Here is a 22,804-nt window from a genome sequence, read left to right on the forward strand (position 1 = left end):
TCATTAAACTTCCTGATGGCGATGCTTGCCGTGACGCAGGAAGGCATAACCGGCTGCGATCAACGCTAACCCGATCAAAATGATGAGATAGATCCCCATCCCGCCGGTGGCAGGCAAGAGCCCTTTTGGCGCATCCTTGACCACAATCGGGTCATCTTTCGTGTACGAGGTTGAGGTGACCGTGAAGTCATACGGATCTTGCGCAACGGCATACTTTTCTGGCGCTTTGGTTTCGACCAGGTGGTAGGCACCATAGGCCAGCCCGGTGATTGCAAAGGCCCCTTTATCATCGGAAGTCAGCTTGACCACGTTGGCGGCAAAATCAGTCTGGCCGGCCTTGTAATCGGCCCAGCTATATTTGGCATCAGTACCATCTGTGCCGGTTTTGGTGAGGTACTTGGATTTATCGCTATTGAGGACAATAAATTCAGCGCCTGGCAGGAGCTTGGTACTATCATCGGCATCTTGCTTAACGAACTTCACCCCACCGGTCGTGACGTTGGTTTTAGAGGTGATGTTAGGCTGGTTGTTCAGCTTAATCTTGTTGGTCAAGAGGGTGCCGCCTGGAATCAACAACTTATTGATTGTGGCGGAATAAGTCAAGGTCAGGGTCTTGCCGGCGAAGTTTGCGAGGTCTGCCGGCTGATAAGTCGCTGTAAAACCAGCGCCTTGGTCAGCGGTGGCGTCGGTATAGGCAATTGTCGCCTCTGGTAACGCCGTTGTGTCAGTACCATCAGTGGCGGTGCTGATTTTCACAGAATCTGTCACAATATTCAACCCGACTTGCGGGGTATCGGTGACGACAAACTGGTCCAGATTGGCGATATCGCTTGGAACGACCACGGTTGCCGTGTAGTCGACCGTATCCCCTAAAGCTTTGGCGACCGCCGGATCATCCTTGCGCGTAGCATCGGCATCGGTTTTAGGATCTGTCAGGTCCTTGGTCAGACCCGTTTTGGTTTCGTTTTTCGGGTAAACGTTGACGGGTTTAGCCGCAGTCCCGTTGTCCGTCAACGGCATGACCAAGACGATCGGGTCAGCCACCTTAACCGTGGTGACATTGCTATCGGACGAATCAGTCTTGGACTTGGTTTCCATCAACAGATACACCGCGTATTTACCCGCGTCGGTTTTAACCGGCAAGGTAAAGTTCGCGGTCCCGGCCGCATCCCCCGTGCCTGCAGTCGTCTGCGGCTTGTCGAACACCGTGTCTTTGGTGGCATACTTGCTGGCGTGATCTTTCAGTTCGGTTTGGCGATCCGAAGTACTACCTTTGAGCGTATCGTAGGCACTGGTGACGTCGTAGGCCGTAAATTCGACCCCGTTCATCAGCTGGCCGCCTTGCAGATCGGTGAGCGGCGTGGTGCTACTTTGAATCGTTGGCACTTTGGCGCCATCGTTGAACGCTAACTTGTGCACCGCGATATACGCGTTGTCCCCAGTGGCTTCGGCGGCAGTGACCGCTTGGCCACCGACTGCAGCTTGTAAGGCCAGCGGCAAGATTAGTAACACGCTGGCGATAAGATGTTTAAATTTAGACCCCATTTTATGACACTCCTTCATTGATTTTCCACATTAACTTGTTGACCGGCTTCGCCGCCACAACCACCATGCGCCGGTGATCAGGCAGACGCCCAGCCCGACCAGCGCGGCTTTGGCCTCGCCGGCATGCGGCAGCCACAGCTGGTGCGGCGCCTGCCCGGCAGTATTTGGCATGCGCGGATGGCCGCGCATGTTGACGACGGCCAAACCGCTGGCGCGGTTCATGGCCGCCAACACATGGCCGTTGACCAATGGCGCCAGGCTGACCTGGTTCACCTGTAGCGCCCCCTTGGTTGGTACGTGCAAGGCAACGTGGCGCGCTGTCGGCGAGATGCGATAGCCGCGTGGCGCGCGCACCTCCTTAAAGGCATAATTTCCCGGGCTCAGCTTCGGCCCGGTATAGACGACCAGCCCGCTGCGGCGCGACGACCAGGTCAACGCCCGCTTAGCGGTGGGCCGCCAGCCGGTGGCGGTGAGATAGTCGCGCCTGCCTGCCACCCACCGCGTTAAGGCGAAGGCGGCCCCGGCAAGCGGCGCGCCTGTTTCATCAACCTTGAAAAAATATGGGCGAAACGTGACACGACTGCCTTTGGGACTGACCGTTAAGCCAGGGCGCGCCTTGATCACGGCCGGCCCCAGCCAAGCTTTGGTCGCAAACGGCTCCGGCTTGGCCTGGGCGACCACCAAGTAAGCGTGACCGGAAACCGCGGCAAAAGTCGTTTGGCTTGGCGGCAGCGTGGTGACTGACTTGAGCTTCGCCACCGCGGAATTAAGTTGCTCGGGCGCCATGGCTTGATACTGTTGATTTAACTTGGTGACGGCCGGTGCGGTCAGCTGGTTAGCCGCCGGCACCGCATAAACGCTGATTGGCGGTTGCAGGCAATGCGCGACTGCCGGTCGGCGCAGGGTGACTGTCGTAGCCGCGCGGACCGGCCCTGGCCGCTCAACCGCTAGCCCCAGGCCAGCAAACAGCGTCAGCGCGATAAGCCAATTGGTTTTCATCGGCCCTCACCTCCACTCCGGAAGCGAATCATTAGCCCGCCGCCAAGTAATGCGGCGCTAAGGCCGATGACCACAGGCCACAACCAGCCGGTGCCGCCAGTGACCGGCAGCTGCCCTTTCTTGCGTTCGGCGACGGTGATTGTGATAACATGGCCATCAATCTTCGCGGTGGCGTCAAAGCCGCCACCAAAGCTCACCTGAGGCGCGCCGGTGTCTGCCAACGTGATGGTTGCCTGGCCGGTTTGCGGCGCGTAGTCCTTGGGCGCGGCGGTTTCAACCAGCGTGTACGTGCCGGCGCCAAGATCCATCGCCGTCTTCGCCAAGCCTTGGGTATCCGTGGTGAGGGGCCCGTCTGCTTGGCTGAGCGTCTGCTTGGACGCGCTGAGCGTGAACGTCGCGCCTGCCACTGGTTGGTGATCAGCATCGTCTTGTTTGATCAGCTTGACCTGCCACACCGGCGGATCCACTTGCTTGAAGTGCAACAGGTTGGTCCCCGTCACCCAAAACCCGGTTGCACTTGGCGCGGTGGTGGGCAGCGGCTGGCCGTCAGTCGTGGTCCACTCGCCAGCCTGACTGAGGATAAAGTGATAACGCGTCGCATCGCGGCGATACCCCGGCGGGCTTTGCGTTTCCTCAAGTGTATAGGTTCCAGGGCTCAACGCTTGGGTGTCGTTGTCGTTGCTGGTCAGCGTCGCCGTTTTATCGTCGGTCTGGGTGATGCCCCCGGCCGCTTTGGTGAGCGTGAACGTCGCCGCCAATGGCTCGCTGCCCGAATCCGTGCCAAACTTTTGCACCTGCAAGCCGTATTGGCGATTGGTCAAGCTGGCACTTTGTTGATTGTTGGTATTCACGGTATCGGTGAGCTGGCCGATAAAGGTGTTGGTGGCCACCACCGAGGAAGCCCCGAGCGTTTCGGTCACGCTATATTTGATCGGCTTGCTGGGATCGGCGTCTAGGGTCGCCAATTGTTTTTCTTCGGCCAAATCGGTGATGAGATAAGGCGAATATTTCCACGCCACCCAGTCCTGGAGCAGCCGCGTCTTCGACAAATTCAGCGCCGCGTTAGCTTTTGGTTCGTACACAGGCAGATGCGCAAAGACGGCCGTGCCGCTGCTGCCGTGAGTGGTCAGCGGCAACTTTATGTTGGTGGCAATGCCGTTGGCGGTCAGGGTCAGCTGGAGGTCAGGATAATGGTCGGTGTAAGGCGCGAGGTACTTTGCCAGCGGCGCCCATTTTTTCGTGACTGTAAAATCGGTGTATTCCTGCGTCAACTTGGTGTTGGCCACGGTGATGTCGTTGCCCCCGTTGAACAGCCGCATGGTCAGCGGCATGCGCACGCTGGAGTTATTGTTCATGTCGACGCTGTTGGCGGCAATCATCCCGTGCAAGTGTGCCGTCAACACGACATTGGCGGTGGGCGCCAGAATCGTCCCGGCAATAATATCGTTCCCGATTTTTAGCACGTGGTCGCCAAACTTGCCGCTGGGATCGCTAGGGAGCTTGGCGGCCGCCGGGACGTTGTAGTAGTTCCAGATCACACGGCTATCCGCCGCTTCATTATCCAATTGCTTGCCGTTGGCGTCTTCGAGAATCACGTTAGGAAACGAGTAAGTCTTATCCAGCGAGTAGTCCGAGCAATCGACATTGATGATGACCGTGCCGGCATTGTCGCTGGTGGCGGCTGTCGAAATGCCCTTGATGATCAGCTGACTCAACGAGCCGCTGGCCCCAAGCGCAGTGGCGGCGGTCATGTTCAGATAAATCGCGTCGGCTTGGTTGGCGGTGACTTGGTGCATCACCGTGTCCAGCTGATAGCCGCTTGGCGCTTGGACTTCTTTGACCTGATAGGTGCCGGGTTGCGGCATGGCGTAGCGCGCCTGCCCGTAATCATCCGTCTTGAGCACCACGGGCTTGCCGGCCGCATCCAGATACCGCGTGCCGTCGCTGTTGTACAAATCAAACGCGACGCCGGCCAGTCCTTCACCGGCATCGCCAGCTTTATTGACCACGATGGGGTAACTGGGCTTAGCGCCAGTCACGTCATAAACGCGGTGATTCGAATCGCTGGCGGCAGTATCCTCCACCGCGCCGCGGGTTTGCGCTTGCGCGGCAAAGGTCGCCGACAGATTGGTGAGCCGGCCGAACTCGCTGGCAAAATCCAGATACGTCGTAGGGTCTTTGGTCACCTGGTGAATCACCGTGCTCGCCTGCATCCCGGTGAGGTCGCTGTCGTTGACCTGAATCCGATCGGGCTGGTGGTTGTCCGTCAACTTGACATCTGGGCCGAACACAATGAATGGGTTGGTCGTCACCCCGGCGCCAGGCAGCGCGGTATTCAACCCCGGCGACTGCGGCAAGGCGTCGACTTGGCCAAAATAATACGGCTGCTCGGTGGCAACATCGTGAAAGTCACCGCCGCCAGCATTAAAGCTGCCAGAAGTTAAATTAATTTCTTGCGTGGCCACATTGCCGCTAAACGAATTTCCCGAAGTTAAATAGTTGGTGAAAATGTGGAACCGCTGCGCGGCACCGAACTCGTCAAACCGCGCATCGTTGGTAATGGTATAGTCCGAGGCGGCTGGATCATCATGCGCCGCGTAGTAACTGTCGACTTGCGGCTTGATGGTCACGGCATGCACACGCAAAAATGCGCCGGATCCAATCACGAACCCGGCGACGAACACGACAAGCTTCACCAGTTTGCGCCACGGCAACTGAAGGTGTTCTTTGTCCAAAACCGCCACTCCCAAACGTTTATCCGGCATGGTCGCGCGCTTACCAGCAGTGCGCGTCGCCCCCACGACACACACTGCCTCAACGCTTCCAGCAATTCGGATGCTGCAATTAGCGCAGAGCGCTGATCACATGATGTTACTTCACATTCTCACAATTTTCGGGTAAAGTCTAGCGATCCTCGCCCCGTCTTGACGCCTTTGCTGACTCAGGTGAGCAAATTGGTCTTGAAGCTCATTTAAACCGATAAGAATATTTCAGGCCACCCCACCTTTGGCGCATTGCGAAGGGGCAAAGGGTTGGCCAAACCGCGGTTAGCCCGCGATTCGCGGGTATATTCGTGAAGAATATTTTTGTATATTTGAATCGGGCATTTTTCTAAAACTTTTTTTCAAAACTACCGCGCTGAGCCGGCCGCGGCACACAAAAACCCCCGAGCCAACGAGTGGCTCGAGGGCAATTGCCGCTTTAGCGAATTGCGGCCAACGCCTGGTATTTCGCCCCATGCGCGGTCAGCTTGACGATTCGCTTGGCGTCGTCAGCCGGGTCCTTTGTGATCTGCACCAACAAGTAGGCTTCGGGCATGGCCACACCGAGAAACTGTGGCCACTCGACGACGCTCACCCCGTCGCCTTCAAAGTATTCCTCTAGGCCCAGGTCCGCCGCCCCGCCATGTTCCAGGCGATAAATGTCCATGTGGTACAACGGCAAGCGGCCAGATTCGTATTCGCGGACGATGGTAAACGTTGGGCTTTTGATGACCTCTTGGATGCCCAACCCGCGGGCGAGGCCCTTCGTGAAGCTCGTTTTGCCCGCGCCGAGGTCGCCGTCAAGCAGCAGCACCGCACCGGGCTGAAGCTGCGGGGCGAGCCGCTCAGCGTAAGCTTGTAAGGCAGATTCATTGGCAAATTCCATGGTGACTCCTATTCGATCAAATTCTGGGCGGCCGTGATGATGGCCAGCTTGTACACGTCTTCCTCATTGGCGCCGCGAGACAGGTCGGACACCGGCTTATTGAGGCCTTGCAAAATCGGCCCGATTGCCTCGAAGTTGCCGAAGCGCTGGGCGATTTTGTAGCCGATGTTGCCGGATTGCAGGTCCGGGAAGATGAACACCGTGGCGTTGCCCGCCACCGGTGAGGCCGGCGCCTTGAGCTTGGCCACCGTTGGCACGAAGGCGGCGTCGAATTGCAACTCGCCGTCTAGCGCCAACTCCGGCGCCAGCTCGTGCGCCCGAGCCGTGGCCGCAACGACCTTATCGACTTGCGGCGCCTTAGCGGAACCCTTGGTGGAAAACGACAGCATGGCGACTTTCGGGTCGATGTCGAACAACGCCGCGGTTTTCGCCGACTCCACGGCGATTTCGGCCAGCTCCTGCGCGTCGGGGTCGATGTTGATGGCGTTATCGGCAAACAAATAGCGCTCGTCGCGCCCGCGCTGCATGATAAACGCGCCGCTGGTCCGCGACACCCCCGGCCGGGTCTTGATGATTTGCAGCGCCGGGCGCACGGTGTCGGCAGTGGAGTGCACGGCGCCGCTGACCATGCCATCGGCTTCGTCCATGTACACCAGCATCGTGCCGAAATAATTCGGGTCTTGCACTTGCTGCTCGGCTTGTTCTGGGGTGGCCTTGCCCTTGCGCCGCGCCACAAACGCCGCCACCATGTCATCATGCAGCGGGTCATTGGTCGGATCGCGCAACGTCACGCGGGAGAGATCAAAGCCCGCCGTGGTGGCCGCCGCCGTGATCGCCGCCGGGTCGCCGAGCAAGGTCGGTTGAATCAAGCCGTCAGAGGCGAGGCGCACGGCTGCGCCAATAATACGGGCATCGGTGCCTTCGGGAAAGACGATGCGCAGGTGTTTGCCGTCAATTTTCTTGCGTAAACTCTCAAACAGGTCCAAGGTGATCCCTCCATTATTAAAAGCGTTTTCTTACCGTGCCATCATACCTGATTGTGCAAGGCGACACAAGCGTCACGGCGTGGTCGGCAGCCGCCAGTCGATGGGCTGCTCCCCCATTTGCTGCAGCAGCGCATTGGTCGTGGAAAATGGTTTGCTGCCGAAGAACCCGCGATATGCGGACAGCGGACTGGGATGCGGCGCGGTGACCACGCCGTTTTTGGTTTGGTCGATGAGCGGCAGCTTGGCCTTGGCCGCGCTGCCCCAAAGAATAAACACCACGCCGCCACGGTCGGCCAACGCCGCGATTGCCGCGTCGGTCAGCGTCTCCCAGCCGTGGTGCTGATGGGAATTGGCGGCGCCGGCGCGCACGGTGAGCACCGTGTTCAACAGCAACACGCCTTGCTCGGCCCAAGCCTTGAGGTAGCCATGGGTCACCGGCGCGATGCCGAGGTCGCTTTGCAACTCTTTGTAGATATTTTGCAGCGACGGCGGCAGCGGCACGCCTGGCGCCACGGCAAAGCTCGCCCCGACAGCTTGGCCGGGGTTGTGGTACGGGTCTTGGCCGAGAATCACGACCTTGGTGTCGGCAAAGCTGGTCCATTCAAAGGCCTGGAAAATGTGGTGCATCTCCGGATACACCTGATGGCTCGCGTATTCCGCCTTGAGAAATTGGTGTAACTGCGCGTATTCGGGGCCGGCAAACACCGGCGCCAACACCGTTTGCCAGTCGTTATGAATCAATGTCTTCATCGCGCACCTCCATTGGTGACTAGTTTAACGCAAGCCGCGCATGCGTTAAACTGGTAGAAAGGAAAGGAGCCACGACATGATCAACCTGATTGCTTCAGACATGGACGGAACCTTGCTCAACGACCAAATGGCGGTGTCCGCCGGCAACGCCGCCGCGATTCGGCGCGCGCAGGCCGCGGGCATCACCTTTATGGTCGCCACCGGCCGCGGGCTCAGCGAAGCCCAGCCGCTAATTGCCGCCCACGATTTGACCGTGGGCTTCATCACGCTAAACGGGGCCATGGTGTATGACGAAGCCGGCCAGCCCGTCGTCAACCTCCCCTTGGGGCAAGCGGCCTTGACGCGCACCTTGCAGGCGCTCACCGCGGCAGGGTTATACTATGAACTCGTCACTAACCGCGGCATTTTCTCCAACAGCCGCAGCGAGCGGCTGCACAACGTCGCCGCGCTGCTGGTCGCGCTGAACCCCGGCACGCCGATGGCCATCGCCCTCGACTTGGCCAACGCGCGGTTGGAGTTGATGAACATCAACTACGTCGCCGACTACGCCTCGGTGTTGGCCACGCCAGGCACCAGCGTGATGAAGGTGCTGGCCTTTGCCTCGGGCGACCCGGCGCGGCTGGCGCCGGCCAAGGCGGCCTTGGCTCAAGATCCAGCCCTCGTGTTGACCAGCAGCGCCCCCAATAATCTCGAAATCAACAACGTCGCGGCGCAAAAAGGCACCGCGCTGACGGCCTACGCCAAGCAGCGCGGCATCGCGCCGACTGGCATCATGGCCATCGGCGACAACTATAACGATGAATCGATGATTCGCGCGGCCAAGTACGGCGTGGCCATGGGCAACGCGGTGCCGGCGATTACCCAACTCGCCTGGCGCCAAACCGGCCGCAACACCGCAGACGGCGTGGCCACGGCAATCGATTGGGCCATCGCCATGAATCAGGAGGCGCAACATGGCACTGTACATTGATGCGCAATCACTCAAAGACGCCGGCATGAGCGTGGTCAAAGACGAGCACGGCCAGCCGCGCTATATTCTCACCGGCCGCCACGGCTTGGCCAACGAAGGCTATATTTTACACACCATCAGCGGCACGGAGCTGGGCGAGTTGCGCCAGCGCAGCGTCGGGTTGTCCCCGACCTTCGACTTGTCGGTGAACCACGCGCGGGTCGGGTCAATCAAAAAAGTCTTCGGCGTGTGGCGCGAGTTTATTTTCGTCTCCGGGTTGAACTGGCTGGTCATCGGCAATTTATTGGCCAATCAGTACCACATCTATCACGGGGTCAAAAGCGTGACGACGATCGCCAGCGTCGGCACCGCCAGCAACACCGTGTTCAAAATCGCCATCACCGAAACGCGCGACGTCCCGGCGGCATTGTTGATCGCCGCCATCTTGGACCACTGGCGGCAAAGCCACCTGGCCAACCCGCTGGTCCGCCACGACGTCGGCATGTCCTACGGGGTGTGACGTGAACATTTAATGCGCCCGAGACAGGCACATTCGTGAACGCCCCAAAAACGCGGATTGGATACAGCGTGCATAAACCTAAAATGCCCCAGGTGGGCACTGTATATTTGGCATAAAGTGCCCATGAAGAACTTTTTGCTTGGCCCAACCCTTGCGCCTTACGCGCCGTTGGGCTAGCGCGATTGGCGGGCAGTAAACGCCGCGGGCGAGAGCGCTGCATACGACCACGCAGCTGGACAATCGGGCAGCTGCGGTCACTCAGCGCGGCTAAATTTTCGCCAAAAACGCAGGAAAGCCTTGTGGGCCAAGGCTTTCCTGCGTTTTTTTAGGGCCCAAAATTCCCGGTTTTTCGCCGGTTTGTGCGCAATTATTCGCGTAAATGCTGAGAAAAATTGACCACTAAAATTGGTCGCGCTTTGCCTCGCGACCGCCCCCGCTTCGCCTCACTGACCATCTTTCGGCTTTGGCAATGGCTTGGTGAGGTGCTTGTAGCGGTGACTGCCGATCATCAGCGTGCCGCTGTCTCCGTAACCGACGCGCCGATACAACCGCTCGGCCCGCGGATTGGTTTCATCGACGTTCAGGCTCAAGCACCGCGCGCCGGTTTTGGCCGCGTGCGGCTCGATCTGCGTCAATAGCTGGGTGGCCACGCCATGGCCGCGGGCGCTAGGCGCCACGGCCAGCGTGTCGACGTACCACTCGCCGGGATAAGTTTCGCTGTCGGGAAACAACTCGTGCGTTAAGCCCAGCTTGGGCAACAGCGGCGCAAAGGCGTCGTCGATGTGGGCCTCAGCCGAATGCGGGTAGCCGACGAGAATGCCATCGATGCCACCGGTGCCTTCGTGGACCAGCGTCTGCGGGTAACCATAGCGGTAAGTCGGCAGCAAAAAGGCTTGTTCAAATAACGGGTACAACTCGCGCTTAGGCAGCGCCATCAGCGCCGGAATTTCCATTTCTTCAAAAACGATGTCGATTAACGGCACGACAGCTGCGGCATCGTCTGGGGTACTTGGTCGAATCATGTGCTCACCTCTCTAGCCTCATTATACCGAAAAAACTGCGGCGCACAGCTGCATTTCTGGAAGACATCCCCCGGCAAAAGAAATACAATAATGAAGTGGTGGCACGGTTGGCGACCATGAACGCAATTATATTAGGATATTAGCGAACAGACTAGATGCTGTGGCCGGGTTTGTGAATCACCCCACATCTTGTGCTCATGAGTTTGGTCTGCTACGATATTGATGGTGCTGAGGCACCAGGGCAAGTAGAAAAGGAGTACCGGGTTGAAAGTCACTTTCAAAGACGTCCGCCTGTCCTACGATGGCAAGACGGATACGCTTAAGCAGTTGAACTTTACCATTCCCGATGGGGCCTTAGTGTCCTTGTTGGGGCCAAGCGGCGGTGGAAAAACCACGACGTTGAACCTAATTTCGGGGCTGTTGCCGGCCACCAGCGGCCAGATTTTTTTCGGTGACACCGACGTCACCAAGCAAGACGCGCTGCAACGCAAGGTCGGCATGGTGTTTCAAAACTACGCGTTGTATCCGCACCTCAGCGTCCGCGACAACATCGCCTTTCCGTTGAAGATGCAACACGTCGCCAAGGCCGAGCGCTACCAAAAGGCCGAAGAACTCGCCAAGCTGGTGCACGTCGACGACCAGCTGAACAAGAAGCCCGGCGAGTTGTCCGGCGGCCAGCAACAGCGCGTAGCCATCGCCCGGGCGCTGGCCAAGTCGCCGTCGTTATTGCTGTTAGATGAGCCGCTGAGTAACCTCGATGCGCGCCTGCGCATCGAAATGCGCGAGGAGATTCGCCGCATTCAACGCGAGACTGGCGTGACGACCATTTTCGTCACCCATGATCAAGACGAGGCGCTCCACATTTCCGACGCGATCATGGTGCTCAACGACGGCCGGATTCAGCAGTTCTCTACGCCAACGCAGCTGTACGACCGGCCGGAGAACCTGTTTGTGGCCAAGTTCATCGGCGAGCCGGTGATCAACACCTTGCCTGCCGAGAAGCTGGCCGCAGATTTAACCAACCACATCGATGGCGACATTCTGGTGCGGGCGGAAACCGCCGGCATTCGCTCCGAGGCCATCGTGCCTAACGACTATGGCCAAGGCGTCTTGACGCAGATCCACGCCAGCCTGCACCAGGCCCAGAAATACGGGCGCGAGGCCACGGCGACGCTGGATTATCAAGGCGAAACGCTGCTGTCCACGGAACTGGCCGGCTTGCCGCGCGACCAAAGTGAAGGCGACTTCTTCTTGACGCGCGCCGGGTTTTTCCTGTTCGACAACCGCGGGGAATTGATCTATGGCGGTGATGCCGATGATCAATGAGAAACCGACGCTGAAATCGACCGGTAAGGCCTTGTTGTACCTCCTGCCGATGCTGGTGATCACCATCACCTTTAGCATCTACCCCATCATCAATTCATTGCTGATGAGTTTCTACAAGGACTACAACTTCTACACCGACAAGGTCGGCTCCTGGGGACTGGATAACTTCGTCTACTTGTGGAACGATCCGGACTTTCACCTGGCCGTGCGCAACACCTTGATCTTCGTGGCCGGCGTCGTGCCGATCACGGTGGTGTTGTCGCTCATCATCGCCTTGCTCTTGAACCAAACCAAGTGGGTGTCCGGGCTGTTTCGCACCGTGTACTTCTTGCCGTTTGTCACCAGCACCGTCGCCATCGCGATGGTGTGGAACTGGATCTACCAACCCGATTACGGGCTGATGAACTACTTCTTGGGCTTGGTCGGCGTGCACCCCATCGACTGGCTCAACGATCCGCATTACTCGCTGTTGGCCTTGATCATCATGACCATCTGGAAGGACCTGGGCTTCAACATAATTTTATTCCTGGTGGGGCTGAACAATATCGATGCCGGTTATTACCGTGCCGCGGAAATTGACGGCGCCAACGCCTGGCAGCGCTTCTGGAACGTCACCATTCCGATGATTTCGCCCATCACCTTTCTGGTGTCGGTCAACGGCGTCATCGGTAGCTTCAAGGTCTTCGATCAGATCTTCGCGCTGTTTCAAGGCAAGCCCGGCCCCGGCAAGGCCGACCTCACCATCGTGTATTACTTGTATGAGAAGTTCTATACCGAATACAAGTATCCGATTGCCGCGGCCAGCGGCGTCGTGTTGTTTGGGTTGATCCTACTCGTCACGCTCGTGCAATTGTGGTACTCCCGCAAGCACGTGCACTACTAGGAGGTGCGTGATGGCAAAACGACTTTCGCGTGTCCTCCTCTATCTCATCGTCATCCTCGGTGGGATTACCATGCTGATGCCATTCTTATGGATGGTGTCGACCTCGCTGAAGACGGCGCCGGAAACCATCAAGGTGCCGCCACTGTGGATCCCCAAGGTGTTCCAATGGGGCAACTACGCCAAGGCCTTTGACGCCGCGCCGTTTGCGCGCTACTTCGTGAACTCGGTGATCGTCACGGTGGCCACCACCGTCGGCCAGCTATTCACCAGCATCCTGGCGGCGTTTGCCTTTGCCCGCCTGCAATTTTACGGGAAGAATCTGCTGTTCCTGATTTTCCTGGGGACCATGATGATTCCTGGCGAAATGCTGATCATCCCCAACTTCGTCACCTTGTCGAAGCTGTCGCTGATCGATACATACGGGGCCTTGATCATTCCTTGGTTGGCGAGCTTCTTCACCGTGTTCACCTTACGTCAAACCTTCCAGTCCACGCCGGACCAGATTTATTACGCCGCCAAAATCGACGGGGCCAGCGACTGGAAGTACCTGTGGACCGTGCTCGTGCCGATGAGCAAGTCCACCATCACCGCGGTCACGGTGCTTCAGGTCATCGGCTCCTGGAACGCCTTCATGTGGCCGTTGATCGTCACCAACTCTGAAACCATGCGCACCCTGCCGGTGGGGCTCCAAGCCTTCACCACCGACGCGGGGACGCAGTATCAACTGTTGATGGCGGCCTCCACGTTTGTGATCTTGCCGATGGTCATTGTCTATATCTTTTTACAAAAGTACATTATTGCTGGTATTTCTAAAGCTGGGTTGAAAGGATGAAAAATCTCATGAATAAACACTGGGGTAAATCTCTGTTGGCAATCGGGGCCGCGGCGGTCATGGCCATCACGCTGGCCGCGTGTGGTAGCTCGAGCAAGTCGGGCGCCAACCAAAAGGTGCAAATCACCTTCTGGCATGGCATGAACGGCGTCTACAACAAGGCGCTGCAAGGCATCATCACCGATTTCAACAAGTCCCAAGATAAATACGTCGTCAAGGGCACCGCGCAAGGCAACTACACCGCCTTGCAGCAAAAGATCATGGCCGCGGCGAAGTCCAAGAAGCTGCCGACCATTGCGCAAACCACTTACACCACCGTGCCGGATTACGTCAATCAGGGCTTCATCACCCCGCTTGATCCCTACATGTTAAAGGGCAGCGATAAGCTGACCAGCGCCGACAAGTCGGACATTTATTCGACCTTCCTGACCAGCTCCAAGTATGATGGCAAGTATTACTCGATGCCATTTTCCAAGTCCGTGCGAATCATGTTCTACAACAAGGACCTGATGCAAAAGCTCGGCGTCAAAACCATCCCGACTTCTTGGGAGGACATGGCCAAGCTTGGCAAGCAGCTCAAGAGCAAGGGCGTGGCTGTCGTCGGCTTCGACCAAAGCTTCGACATGGAGCTCGATGGCTTGATTCACCAAGCCGGCACCAGCATCGTCACCAAGAACCTCAAGGTCAATGCCGACTCCAAGAAGGTCCTGACCGCCACCCACGTGATTTGGGACATGATTCATAACGGCGAGGCCAAAACCGCCGGCTCTGACTTCTACGGCGACCGCAACTTCACCAGCGGCAAGACGCTGTTTTACATCGGTTCCTCGGCTGGCGTCTCCAGCATGAAGGCCAACGCGCCGAAGAGCCTCAACTGGGCCACCACCCCGCTCCCAAGTTACCTTGGGCAAAAAGGCACCGAGCTGGCCGGCAACGATATCGTGATGTTCAAGTCCGCCTCGACCGAGCAGCAAAAAGGCGCCTGGGCCTTCATGAAGTTCCTCACCAGCAAGAAGGAAACCACCAAGTGGGCGGAAAAGACGGGTTATGTGCCGCTGCGCAAGTCCGCGGTCACCTCTAGCTCCTACCAGGCTTACCTGAAGCAGGACCCAACCGCTAAGGCCGCCGTCGATTCCCTGGACTTCGGCTTCCAGGCGATTGCCTTTAAGGGCTTCACCGAATACCGCACCGACGTGTTGAACGCCGTCGACGCGATGCTCACCAAGAAGCAAACGCCGGAAAAGGCGATGGGCGATTTACAAACCAGTGTTGAGAAAATCATCCAAGAAAATAAGTAGTGTATACTATAGGGTTCAGCGTCGCTGGACCCTATTTTTGTGACGAAAGGATGCACACATGACCAGTTTACGGTTTTTAAACGGCTTAACCACCATCGGCGGCAACATCGTCGAGTTCACGCAAGGCTCGTCGCGCGTCATCATGGACTTCGGCGTCGCCGCGGACCTTACCGGTGAAACCACCGAGAGCGCCATCGCCGCCGGCAAGCTCCCGAACCTGCCGGACTTGTTCGGCGACGCGCCGGATGCGTTCGCCCACGAAGCGATTTTCATCTCGCATTTGCACATCGATCACATGGGCGCATTGCAGTATTTACAGCGCGACATCCCCATTTACCTGAGTGAACCCAGCTACCGGTTATACCAGACGCTGATTCGCCTGGGTATCGAGCCGCCGGTGGCCAACCTCCACCCCCTGGCCTTCGAAACGCCGCTCACCATCGGCAGCTTCACCGTCACCTGCTTTGCCTCCGATCATGACGAACCAGGCGCCATGGCGCTGTTAGTCGACGACGGCGAGCACCGCTATGCGCACTCCGGCGACGTGCGGCTCAACGGCCCGCACCGCGCGCGCGTCGAGCATTGGGCACAGGTCATGCACGCAGCCAAGGTCAACGTCTTGATGCTGGAAGGCACGACGTTTAGTTTTGACACCGACGCGCCGGTAGAAGACGCGGCCCACCCCAGTGCGCCGCTGACCGAGGCCAGCCTCGCGGAAGCGTTGTGCGCCCACCTGCGGGCGGCTTTGCAGCTGGTAGTGATCAATCCCTACCAGCGCAACTACGAGCGCCTCGCCACGATTCAAGCCGTCGCCGCCGAGTGCGGCCGGACGATGGTGTGGGAGCCGCAAGACGCGGAGATTTTACACACCATGACCGGAGTGACGCCGGCCGCCGTGATTGGCGACACGGTGAGTCTGGCCGAGGTGGCCGCGCACCCCGAGGCGTATTTAATGGAAACGACCTTCGCGCACCGCCAGTGGCTGGCGCAGCTGCCCGTTTCAGAATACCTGCACAGCAACGGCGAGCCGCTGGGCGATTACGATCCGCGCTTTGCCGAGCTGCAGGATTGGCTGGCGGCGCAAGGCATTCCGCTGACGTTTTTGAACTGCACGGGCCACGCCACCAAGGCCGACTTAATCACCTTGGCCAATTGGATCGCCCCGCAAACCATCGTGCCGTGGCACTCGTTTAAGCCGGAGGCCGAAGCGGCCGCGCTCGACGCCGCCACCAACGCGGCCATCGTCTTGCCGGAGCGCGACTTGTACTACGACTTCTTCCCGGAGCCGGAATAACGTAAAAATAGTGCGGCCCGCGGGCCGCACTATTTATTTAGATCAGATGATGCGCATACCATTTCTTGCCCTTGAAGCGCCACAGGAAGATCCCGCCGCGCAGCGCCCATTCCAGCACCATGATGAAGGCGATGCCGGTCAGGCCGTAGCCGAGGCGGACGCCAAAGACATAGGCGCCCACCACCCGGAACAGCCACATGCAGCCGAGGCTGACAATCGTGGTAAACTTGCCGTCGCCGGCCGCCCGCAACGCCGCCGGTAAAATAAAGCTCGCGCTCCACACCAAGGTGTGCATCACGGCAAAAATCAGGTACACCTGCAGGATATTCGGGACGATGGCCGCCGCTGGGCTGAACAGCTGAATCCCCCAGCGGAAGGTCAGGCACAAGGTGACGTCGACGAGAATGAAGGCCGCCACCCCGAGGCCGAGAAACGACTTGGTGATCTTGCGCGCGTCCTTGACGTTGTGGCGGCCCATGCTTTGGCCGACCAGCGGCACCAGCGCGTTTTCCAAGGCGCTGGGAATGATTTCCGACAGGCTGGTCCAGGACCCGGCGATGGCGTTGGTGACGATGACGCTGGTGCCGAGGCTGACGATCATCATTTGGATGATGATCTTGCCGCCGTTGAAAAACGCGGACTCCGCGGCGAAGGGAATCGACACGGCGATGACCTTGCGAATCATGGCGAAATCCGGCCGACGCACTTGCCGCCAGTGCAGGTTAAACGCATCGCGCTGGCGCATCAACATCAACCCGGCCAGCCCCGCGGCGATCCAGCGCGAGAGGTTCAACGACAAGATCATGCCGGCGATGCCGCGGTGCAGCCAGGTGATAAACACCAGGTTCAACACCAGGTAAATGCCGTTCATCATCAGCGACAACTGCAGCGAGTTTTTCGTCCGGCCGACGCCGCGCAGGCAGCCATTGGTCGCCTGCACCATCGCCTCAAACGGGTAACTGGCCAGCACCCCCAGCAGGTACAAGCGGGCGTTAGCCATGACCGCCGGCTCTGCGGTGCCAAACAGCGCGTCCAACAGCGCGTTGTGCAAGCCGCCAAACACCAAGGCCAACCCCGCCGCCAGCAAAATGGCACCGTACAACGCCCCGTTGACCACCTTGCCCAGCATTTTCAAATCGGCGTGGCCGAAGTATTGCGCGATCAACACGGTGCCGCCAAGGCCGATGGCGACGAAAATCTGCACCAGGAAGATGTTCACGCTGCCGACCATGTTCACGGCCGAAATCGCGGACTCCCCGCTGGCGGAAATCATCGCGGTATTCAGAAAGTTAAAGCTCACCAGGAAAAACTGGTCGGCCACCACCGGGCCCAACAGCGCGAAAACAAAGTGGTAATCGAAATCTTCGGCGGAGAAGTACCGCGTGAGGAACTTTTGCATGCGTGCCACCCTTTCTATTCGAGTAGTCTAGCACTTTCCGCCGGCGCGAGGGGCGGCAAAGTCGGAAACCGACACCAATTCACAGAAAAACCGCTCCTGAACGAGTCAGTAGCGGTCCTTCAAGGCGCGTTGGATGTCGCGCTGTTGATCCTTGCGCTTCAACGTTTCGCGTTTGTCGTAATTCTTTTTCCCTTCGGCCACGCCGATGAGCACCTTGGCGTAGCCGTGCTTGAGGTACATGCGCAGCGGCACGATGGTGTGGCCCTGCTGCATGGCGGCGGCCAGGAGCTTCTTGATTTCTCGCTTGTGCAACAAGAGCTTGCGGTTGCGCAGCGGGTCTTCGTTGAACTGGTTGCCTTCCTTGTACGGGCTGATGTGAACATTTTCCAGCCAGGCCTCGTTGTTGCGCACCCGGGCGAACCCGTCGCGCAGCGTGACCTTGCCGGCGCGCACGGATTTGATCTCGGTGCCGGTCAAGGCGATGCCCGCCTCGTAGGTCTCGAGAATATTATAGTCGTGGCGGGCCTTCTTGTTTTGGGCCAACAGATTGTCCGCCTTGGGCTGGTGCTTCTTGCCCATGCGCGTCCCTCCTAACGCCCCTTGCGCTGCCCGGGTTGCTTGACCCGGGTGCCGATGGTGAACGCGTGCTTGGCGTTGCCACCGCGCTTAGGGTCTTTTTTGTCTTCGCGGGGCTGCCGCTCTGGGCGGCCGCCGCGATTGCCGCGGTTGCCGCTCGGCTTGCCGCTGGTTTTACCGCCGTTGCCGCGGGCGTGATCGTCGCGCCGCGGTGCGCGTTTCGGCGCCGTCACCTGGATGTCACTCACCGGCGTATCGGCGCTTGGTATCAGGGAAAAATCGACTTGGCGCTGCTCGATGTCGACGTTTTCCAGCTTGACGCGCACCGGCTGGCCGATGCGGAACATGTGATGCGTCCGCTCGCCGATCAAGGCCATTTGGCTTTCGACGAATTGGTAGTAGTCGTCGGTCATGCGCGTGATGTGCACGAGGCCTTCGACTGTGTTCGGCAAGGCGACAAACATGCCAAAGCCGGCCACGCCGCTGACCACGGCGTCGAATTCCTCACCGACCTTGTCGGCCATAAATTCGGCCTTCTTCAAGTCATCGACCGCGCGCTCGGCGTCGACGCTGTGCCGTTCACGCGTCGAGGTTTGCACGGCAATGTCTGGCAGTTTTTCCCGCCAGCTGGCTTGCAGGTCGTCGCCGGTGCCCTTGGTCGCATAATCGCGGATCAAGCGGTGCACGATGAGATCCGGGTAGCGGCGAATCGGGCTGGTGAAGTGGGTGTAATACTGGGCGGCGATGCCGAAGTGGCCAAGCGGGTCCTCGGAGTAATGCGCCTGCTTGAGGCTGCGCAGCATCTTGACGTTGACCATCATTTCTTCCGGCGTGCCGGCGACTTGCGTGTTGACGTCTTGCAACATCTTCGGCGTCACCGTGCCCTTGTGAATCGGTACGTGAATGCCAAAGGTCGCGAGAAAATCGATGAATTCCTTGATGCGGTCGGCATCCGGCGTTTCGTGCACCCGGTACAGGAACGGCAGGTGCAACTTGTTGTAGTGCTCGGCGACGGTTTCGTTGGCCTGCAGCATGAAGCTTTCAATCATGCGCTCGGACAAACCGCGGTCGCGCAACACGATGTCGGTTGGGTGGCCCTGGTCGTCGACGATGATCTTGGCTTCGTTTTCCTCGAAGTCGATGGCGCCGCGGGCGTGGCGCATCTTGTAGAGAATCTCGTGGAGCTGGCCCATGAGTTCAAGCATCGGCACCAAGTCGCCATATTCGGCGATGGCCGCCGGGTCGTGATCCGTCAACACGGCGTTGACCTTGTTGTAGGTCAGGCGTCCATGCGAACGAATGATACTTTGGTAAATCTCGTGCTTCACGACATGGCCTTGCGGGTCGATTTCCATATCGCAGGACATCGCCAGGCGATCGACGTCGGGGTTCAAAGAGCAAATCCCGTTACTCAACCGAAACGGTAGCATCGGAATGACGCGGTCGACCAAATAAGTACTGGTGCCGCGGTCGTAGGTTTCCTTATCTAGCGGCGAGCCTTCCGTGACGTAATAGGACACGTCGGCGATGTGGACGCCGAGGTGGTAGTTCCCGTTAGGCAATTGCCAGGCGACCACGGCATCGTCGAAGTCCTTACTGTCGTCGCCGTCGATGGTGACAACGGGTTGGTCGGTGATGTCGCGGCGGCCGACGCGATCCGCGTCGGTGACGTGATCGGGAATTGCGTTGGCCTGGGCCATCGCGTCCTCGGGATACTCGACGTGAATGTCGTTGGCGTAAACCAGGGATAACACGTCGACGCCTGGCGTGTTTTTATTCCCGAGGTTTTCGCTGATGATGCCGCGCATCGCCTTGGGGTGCTTGGCGTCAGGGTACTCGGTGATCATCACCGTCAACATGTCGCCGAGTTCGGGCATGCTGCCGGTGTCCTTGACGAAGACCGGATAACCCTTGAGTTTCTTCTCATGGCTGGTGACCACGCCAATGAAGCCGGTGCGGTCGCGCTCGCCGTCAGACAACGGCGTGAACTCGCCGACCAGCTTGGTCAAGTGGCGCTCGGTGATTGCGGTGACCGCGCCTTCCGGGCCGCGGTCGCCGCTGCCGGGCCGCAAAATCGTCAGCTCGACGGTGTCGCCATCCAAGGCGAAATCCGTGTTGGGCGGGGCGATAAAGGCGTCGTTATCCTCGCCTTCAACGGAGACGAAGCCGAAGCCCTTTTCGTTGCCGCGGAACGTCCCCGTCATGGCTTGCGGCTTGCCGCCGAGCACATACAGGTCGTTGTCGCCTTGGTGGATCAGATTGTCGTGTTCCAGCCCGGCCAAGGCCTGAACCAGCACCTTAAAGTCGGCCGCAGCGGTGAGCTTAAGCGCGCGTTGCAGCGACTGAACGGAATAATTAATTTTGGGGTTGCGCCGAAACGTGGCAAGCAACTCGTTACGCAAGTGGCCGACAGTGGTCATATACATTCCTCGTTTTCTTTAAATCGATGGCATTTCCCGGGCAATGCCGGGATTGAAAAAATGGCCCCCGCACGCACGCGCAGGAGCCGGGTCGTTAGTGGGATGAAAGGTAAACCAACGCAATCGCCAGAATGAAAAACAGCGCCCCTAAGACGACGGTCACCTTTTCCATGAAGGCTTCAAAGCCCCGCGACTTTTGCTTGCCGAACAAGTCGGTAGCGCCGCCGGACAAGGCACTTAAGGCATCTTGTTGCTTTTGGGGTTGCATCAGCGTGGCAATCACGATCAGAATCGAATCGATGATTAAAAATGTCGTTAACAGACTTTGCAAAGTCGGTATCCTCCTCGACGAAAAACTCACTAGTAGTAGGTTATCACAATCGCCGGGCCGTGGCTAGTCCAGCCCCCAGCTTTGGTTGCGCTTCCACCCGCCGTGGCCTTACAATAGGGCCGAATGGAGGCGAGTGTCATGAGTGAAACAGAATTTCGCACCACCATCGACGCCCAACTGTTGGCCCAAGGCGACCGCATTTTGGCTCAGCGCGGGATGACCCGCGCGCAGTTATTGACCAAAGTCTACAAGCAACTCGCCGTCGACGACACCGCGCAGGCGTTAGACGCCGTGGTGACCGCCGCCGTGCAGGAGCTCACCACCCACCCGGCGCCGCCAATCACCGACGCGGATTGGTGGGCGCACCTCGACCCGGAAGCCGAAGACTAACTGGCTGTGCCGGCGGCCGCGGCGCGCACCTGGCTGCGCACCGCCGCGCGCTTGGCGGCAGACACTAACAAGACCAAGGTGTCCCCGGCGCGAATCACCGTGTCGCCGTGAGGAATGACGCTTTGGTCCCCGCGGCGAATCTCAATGAGTAGCGACGCCTCCGGCCAGGCAAATTGCCGCACCTGGGTATCCTCGAGGCTGCTGCCGGCAAACACCGGCACCTCGAGGCGATCCATGCCGCGCATGGCCGCGACTTGTTGGGGCAAGTTAAGCCGCGCCAGCAAGTCGGCGTATATTGGCGCGCCACCGAGCAAGTCGACGACCACATACGCCGTCAGCGCCAGCACCGCCATCGGCATCAGGTGCGTCAGGTTCCCGACCATTTCCGTGATCAGCAAGATGGCGGTGAACGGCGCCTTGCCGATGCCCGCGAAATAGCCGGCCATCGCGAAGATGATCAGGTTCATTTGGTACACCGCCGGCAACCACCCCAGCTTGACCATGATGGCAGCATACACCGCGCCAATCACGGCGCCAAGCGTGAGAATCGGCAGAAAAATGCCGCCGGGCAACCCCGACCCGTAGGAAATCATCGAAAACACAAAGCGCACAATCAACAGCACCACCAGCGTCGACAGCGCCGGGATGGTGTGGCCGAAGCCGAGGATCAACCCGTTACCGCCGCCGAGCCAGCTCGGCATCCACACGCCTAACGGAATCACCAGCAACAGCGGCACGATGCCTTGAAACGCGCGGGGAATGTGCGTGGCGGCGTACCATTTTGGCATCGCCAGCAACACGCGCTGGTACAAAAAGCCTAACAGGCCCAGCACCACACCCAGCGCCAACAAGTGCCAATACAACGTGACCGGCATGCTGCGGGCATAGCTCAGATGCAACACCGGCACCTCACCGAAGACGTTCAGCGAGATGAAGTCCGCCCCGATGGCACTGGCCAGGCTGGTGAGCCACACCAGCGGCGAGAAGTTGTGGTAGACCTCTTCGAGCACAAACAAGGTCCCGGCAATCGGCGCGTTAAAGGCGGCGGATAAGCCGGCGGCCGCACCGGAAGCAATCATAATGCGCCGGTCGCTGCCGGTGCGGTGCATGCCTGCGGCCACGCCTTGGCCAACGGCGGCGCCGAGTTGAATCGACGGGCCTTCTCGCCCGAGGAACAGCCCTGGCCCGATGGCGAGCACCCCGGCGGTGAATTTCTTCCATAGAATCCCCCACCAGGGAAACTCCATGGTGCCTTGCAGCTGGCCTTCCACCTGCGGAATCCCGGACCCCGAAATGTTAGGCTCGCTTTTTAGCAGCAGCCCGACGACGACGGCAATCACCACGCTCACGGCGACCAGCCCCGCCAGCTTGCCCACTGTGGGCTGCGCGTACAGGTGCTGCACAATCGTCAAGCCGTGGCTGATGGCCAGCCGAAACAGGCTCACCACCGCGCCGCTGGCGATGCCGACCACCAACCCTTCCGCGACAAAGCGCAGGCGGGTGGCATCGATGATGTGGTTTGTGTTGGTCACGTTCACCCCTCCAAATCCGAATAAGTCCATTATACGCCAAGTGACAAAACCGTTAGCGCGAATCGCTGGCGAACCCACCGCAGCCTCGGTACACTGGGAAGCAT

At 59.0% G+C, this 22,804-nt stretch carries 20 protein-coding genes; 8 read left to right on the plus strand and 12 right to left on the minus strand.

Going from position 1 to position 22,804, the window contains the following annotated elements:
- Window positions 1–3: 3 nt before the first annotated feature.
- From FD02_RS05265 to FD02_RS05290, 6 genes are all read right to left on the minus strand, one after another.
- Window positions 4–1,545, minus strand: a complete 1,542-nt coding sequence (locus FD02_RS05265) for a SpaH/EbpB family LPXTG-anchored major pilin (protein ID WP_056951011.1) — start codon at window positions 1,543–1,545, stop codon at window positions 4–6.
- A gap of 30 nt (window positions 1,546–1,575) precedes the next feature.
- Window positions 1,576–2,544 (minus strand): prealbumin-like fold domain-containing protein, encoded by a 969-nt coding sequence (locus FD02_RS05270; RefSeq protein WP_056951013.1) that lies wholly within the window; start codon window positions 2,542–2,544, stop codon window positions 1,576–1,578.
- Entirely contained in the window at window positions 2,541–5,279 is a 2,739-nt protein-coding gene (locus FD02_RS05275) for a SpaA isopeptide-forming pilin-related protein (RefSeq protein ID WP_162255575.1), read from the minus strand. Before FD02_RS05275 ends, FD02_RS05270 begins: the two co-directional genes overlap by 4 nt.
- Before the next feature lie 466 nt (window positions 5,280–5,745).
- On the minus strand, window positions 5,746–6,192 hold the full coding sequence (gene tsaE / locus FD02_RS05280; protein WP_054723334.1) for a tRNA (adenosine(37)-N6)-threonylcarbamoyltransferase complex ATPase subunit type 1 TsaE: 447 nt from the start codon (window positions 6,190–6,192) through the stop codon (window positions 5,746–5,748).
- Window positions 6,193–6,200: 8 nt separating this feature from the next.
- Entirely contained in the window at window positions 6,201–7,178 is a 978-nt protein-coding gene (gene pta / locus FD02_RS05285) for a phosphate acetyltransferase (protein WP_056951017.1), read from the minus strand.
- Between the two features lie 72 nt (window positions 7,179–7,250).
- The gene (locus tag FD02_RS05290) at window positions 7,251–7,928 is read right to left on the minus strand and encodes a uracil-DNA glycosylase (RefSeq protein WP_054723335.1); all 678 of its coding nucleotides are present in this window, start codon (window positions 7,926–7,928) and stop codon (window positions 7,251–7,253) included.
- 76 nt (window positions 7,929–8,004) lie between these two features.
- Between FD02_RS05290 and FD02_RS05295 the strand changes: the two genes are divergently transcribed.
- Both FD02_RS05295 and FD02_RS05300 read left to right on the plus strand, forming a co-directional pair.
- Entirely contained in the window at window positions 8,005–8,898 is an 894-nt protein-coding gene (locus FD02_RS05295) for a Cof-type HAD-IIB family hydrolase (protein ID WP_056951019.1), read from the plus strand.
- Window positions 8,882–9,397 carry an LURP-one-related/scramblase family protein gene (locus FD02_RS05300; protein WP_056951021.1) on the plus strand — a complete coding sequence of 172 codons (516 nt, stop codon included), beginning with the start codon at window positions 8,882–8,884 and terminating at the stop codon, window positions 9,395–9,397. Before FD02_RS05295 ends, FD02_RS05300 begins: the two co-directional genes overlap by 17 nt.
- A gap of 443 nt (window positions 9,398–9,840) precedes the next feature.
- On the opposite strand, the gene FD02_RS05305 is transcribed toward FD02_RS05300, so the two are convergent.
- Complete coding sequence (locus FD02_RS05305) at window positions 9,841–10,419, minus strand: GNAT family N-acetyltransferase (protein ID WP_056951023.1); 579 nt, start codon at window positions 10,417–10,419, stop codon at window positions 9,841–9,843.
- A 264-nt stretch (window positions 10,420–10,683) separates the two neighbouring features.
- Here FD02_RS05305 and FD02_RS05310 point away from each other — a divergent pair, with 264 nt between their 5' ends.
- The 5 genes from FD02_RS05310 to FD02_RS05330 are packed head-to-tail and all read left to right on the plus strand — an operon-like array spanning window position 10,684 to window position 16,052.
- Window positions 10,684–11,745, plus strand: coding sequence for an ABC transporter ATP-binding protein (locus FD02_RS05310; RefSeq protein ID WP_056951025.1), 1,062 nt, complete (start codon window positions 10,684–10,686; stop codon window positions 11,743–11,745).
- The gene (locus FD02_RS05315; RefSeq protein ID WP_056951161.1) at window positions 11,735–12,628 is read left to right on the plus strand and encodes a carbohydrate ABC transporter permease; all 894 of its coding nucleotides are present in this window, start codon (window positions 11,735–11,737) and stop codon (window positions 12,626–12,628) included. The genes FD02_RS05310 and FD02_RS05315 overlap by 11 nt, the downstream gene beginning before the upstream one ends.
- Window positions 12,629–12,638: 10 nt before the next feature.
- A complete protein-coding gene (locus FD02_RS05320; protein ID WP_056951027.1) occupies window positions 12,639–13,460 on the plus strand; it encodes a carbohydrate ABC transporter permease in 822 nt (273 codons plus the stop codon).
- A gap of 8 nt (window positions 13,461–13,468) precedes the next feature.
- Window positions 13,469–14,758 carry an ABC transporter substrate-binding protein gene (locus FD02_RS05325; protein WP_054723425.1) on the plus strand — a complete coding sequence of 430 codons (1,290 nt, stop codon included), beginning with the start codon at window positions 13,469–13,471 and terminating at the stop codon, window positions 14,756–14,758.
- Between the two features lie 58 nt (window positions 14,759–14,816).
- The gene (locus FD02_RS05330) at window positions 14,817–16,052 is read left to right on the plus strand and encodes an MBL fold metallo-hydrolase (protein ID WP_056951029.1); all 1,236 of its coding nucleotides are present in this window, start codon (window positions 14,817–14,819) and stop codon (window positions 16,050–16,052) included.
- Between the two features lie 37 nt (window positions 16,053–16,089).
- Here FD02_RS05330 and FD02_RS05335 read toward each other — a convergent pair whose 3' ends face one another.
- From FD02_RS05335 to secG, 4 genes are all read right to left on the minus strand, one after another.
- Window positions 16,090–17,451: an MATE family efflux transporter gene (locus FD02_RS05335; protein ID WP_056951031.1), complete on the minus strand. Its 1,362-nt coding sequence runs from the start codon at window positions 17,449–17,451 to the stop codon at window positions 16,090–16,092.
- A 105-nt stretch (window positions 17,452–17,556) separates the two neighbouring features.
- On the minus strand, window positions 17,557–18,030 hold the full coding sequence (smpB, locus tag FD02_RS05340; RefSeq protein WP_056951033.1) for an SsrA-binding protein SmpB: 474 nt from the start codon (window positions 18,028–18,030) through the stop codon (window positions 17,557–17,559).
- 11 nt (window positions 18,031–18,041) lie between these two features.
- Window positions 18,042–20,447, minus strand: coding sequence for a ribonuclease R (gene rnr, locus FD02_RS05345; protein WP_056951035.1), 2,406 nt, complete (start codon window positions 20,445–20,447; stop codon window positions 18,042–18,044).
- Window positions 20,448–20,541: 94 nt separating this feature from the next.
- The gene (gene secG, locus FD02_RS05350; RefSeq protein WP_056951037.1) at window positions 20,542–20,778 is read right to left on the minus strand and encodes a preprotein translocase subunit SecG; all 237 of its coding nucleotides are present in this window, start codon (window positions 20,776–20,778) and stop codon (window positions 20,542–20,544) included.
- A 138-nt stretch (window positions 20,779–20,916) separates the two neighbouring features.
- Between secG and FD02_RS05355 the strand changes: the two genes are divergently transcribed.
- Entirely contained in the window at window positions 20,917–21,168 is a 252-nt protein-coding gene (locus FD02_RS05355; RefSeq protein ID WP_056951039.1) for a hypothetical protein, read from the plus strand.
- Here FD02_RS05355 and FD02_RS05360 read toward each other — a convergent pair.
- Complete coding sequence (locus FD02_RS05360; protein ID WP_235806678.1) at window positions 21,165–22,700, minus strand: ClC family H(+)/Cl(-) exchange transporter; 1,536 nt, start codon at window positions 22,698–22,700, stop codon at window positions 21,165–21,167. The two genes, FD02_RS05355 and FD02_RS05360, sit on opposite strands and share 4 nt — an antisense overlap.
- Window positions 22,701–22,804: the final 104 nt, after the last annotated feature.

This window comes from Lacticaseibacillus nasuensis JCM 17158, assembly GCF_001434705.1.
GTDB lineage: Bacteria > Bacillota > Bacilli > Lactobacillales > Lactobacillaceae > Lacticaseibacillus > Lacticaseibacillus nasuensis.

Bases quoted from the DNA above. Each gene is read 5' to 3' on its own strand.
- FD02_RS05335 (WP_056951031.1), bottom strand. From the start codon at position 17,451: ATGCAAAAGTTCCTCACGCGGTACTTCTCCGCCGAAGATTTCGATTAC.
- FD02_RS05270 (WP_056951013.1), bottom strand. From the start codon at position 2,544: ATGAAAACCAATTGGCTTATCGCGCTGACGCTGTTTGCTGGCCTGGGG.
- rnr (WP_056951035.1), bottom strand. From the start codon at position 20,447: ATGACCACTGTCGGCCACTTGCGTAACGAGTTGCTTGCCACGTTTCGG.
- FD02_RS05265 (WP_056951011.1), bottom strand. From the start codon at position 1,545: ATGGGGTCTAAATTTAAACATCTTATCGCCAGCGTGTTACTAATCTTG.
- FD02_RS05295 (WP_056951019.1), top strand. From the start codon at position 8,005: ATGATCAACCTGATTGCTTCAGACATGGACGGAACCTTGCTCAACGAC.
- FD02_RS05290 (WP_054723335.1), bottom strand. From the start codon at position 7,928: ATGAAGACATTGATTCATAACGACTGGCAAACGGTGTTGGCGCCGGTG.
- FD02_RS05300 (WP_056951021.1), top strand. From the start codon at position 8,882: ATGGCACTGTACATTGATGCGCAATCACTCAAAGACGCCGGCATGAGC.
- FD02_RS05325 (WP_054723425.1), top strand. From the start codon at position 13,469: ATGAATAAACACTGGGGTAAATCTCTGTTGGCAATCGGGGCCGCGGCG.
- FD02_RS05330 (WP_056951029.1), top strand. From the start codon at position 14,817: ATGACCAGTTTACGGTTTTTAAACGGCTTAACCACCATCGGCGGCAAC.
- smpB (WP_056951033.1), bottom strand. From the start codon at position 18,030: ATGGGCAAGAAGCACCAGCCCAAGGCGGACAATCTGTTGGCCCAAAAC.
- FD02_RS05320 (WP_056951027.1), top strand. From the start codon at position 12,639: ATGGCAAAACGACTTTCGCGTGTCCTCCTCTATCTCATCGTCATCCTC.
- FD02_RS05305 (WP_056951023.1), bottom strand. From the start codon at position 10,419: ATGATTCGACCAAGTACCCCAGACGATGCCGCAGCTGTCGTGCCGTTA.
- tsaE (WP_054723334.1), bottom strand. From the start codon at position 6,192: ATGGAATTTGCCAATGAATCTGCCTTACAAGCTTACGCTGAGCGGCTC.
- FD02_RS05355 (WP_056951039.1), top strand. From the start codon at position 20,917: ATGAGTGAAACAGAATTTCGCACCACCATCGACGCCCAACTGTTGGCC.
- FD02_RS05315 (WP_056951161.1), top strand. From the start codon at position 11,735: ATGATCAATGAGAAACCGACGCTGAAATCGACCGGTAAGGCCTTGTTG.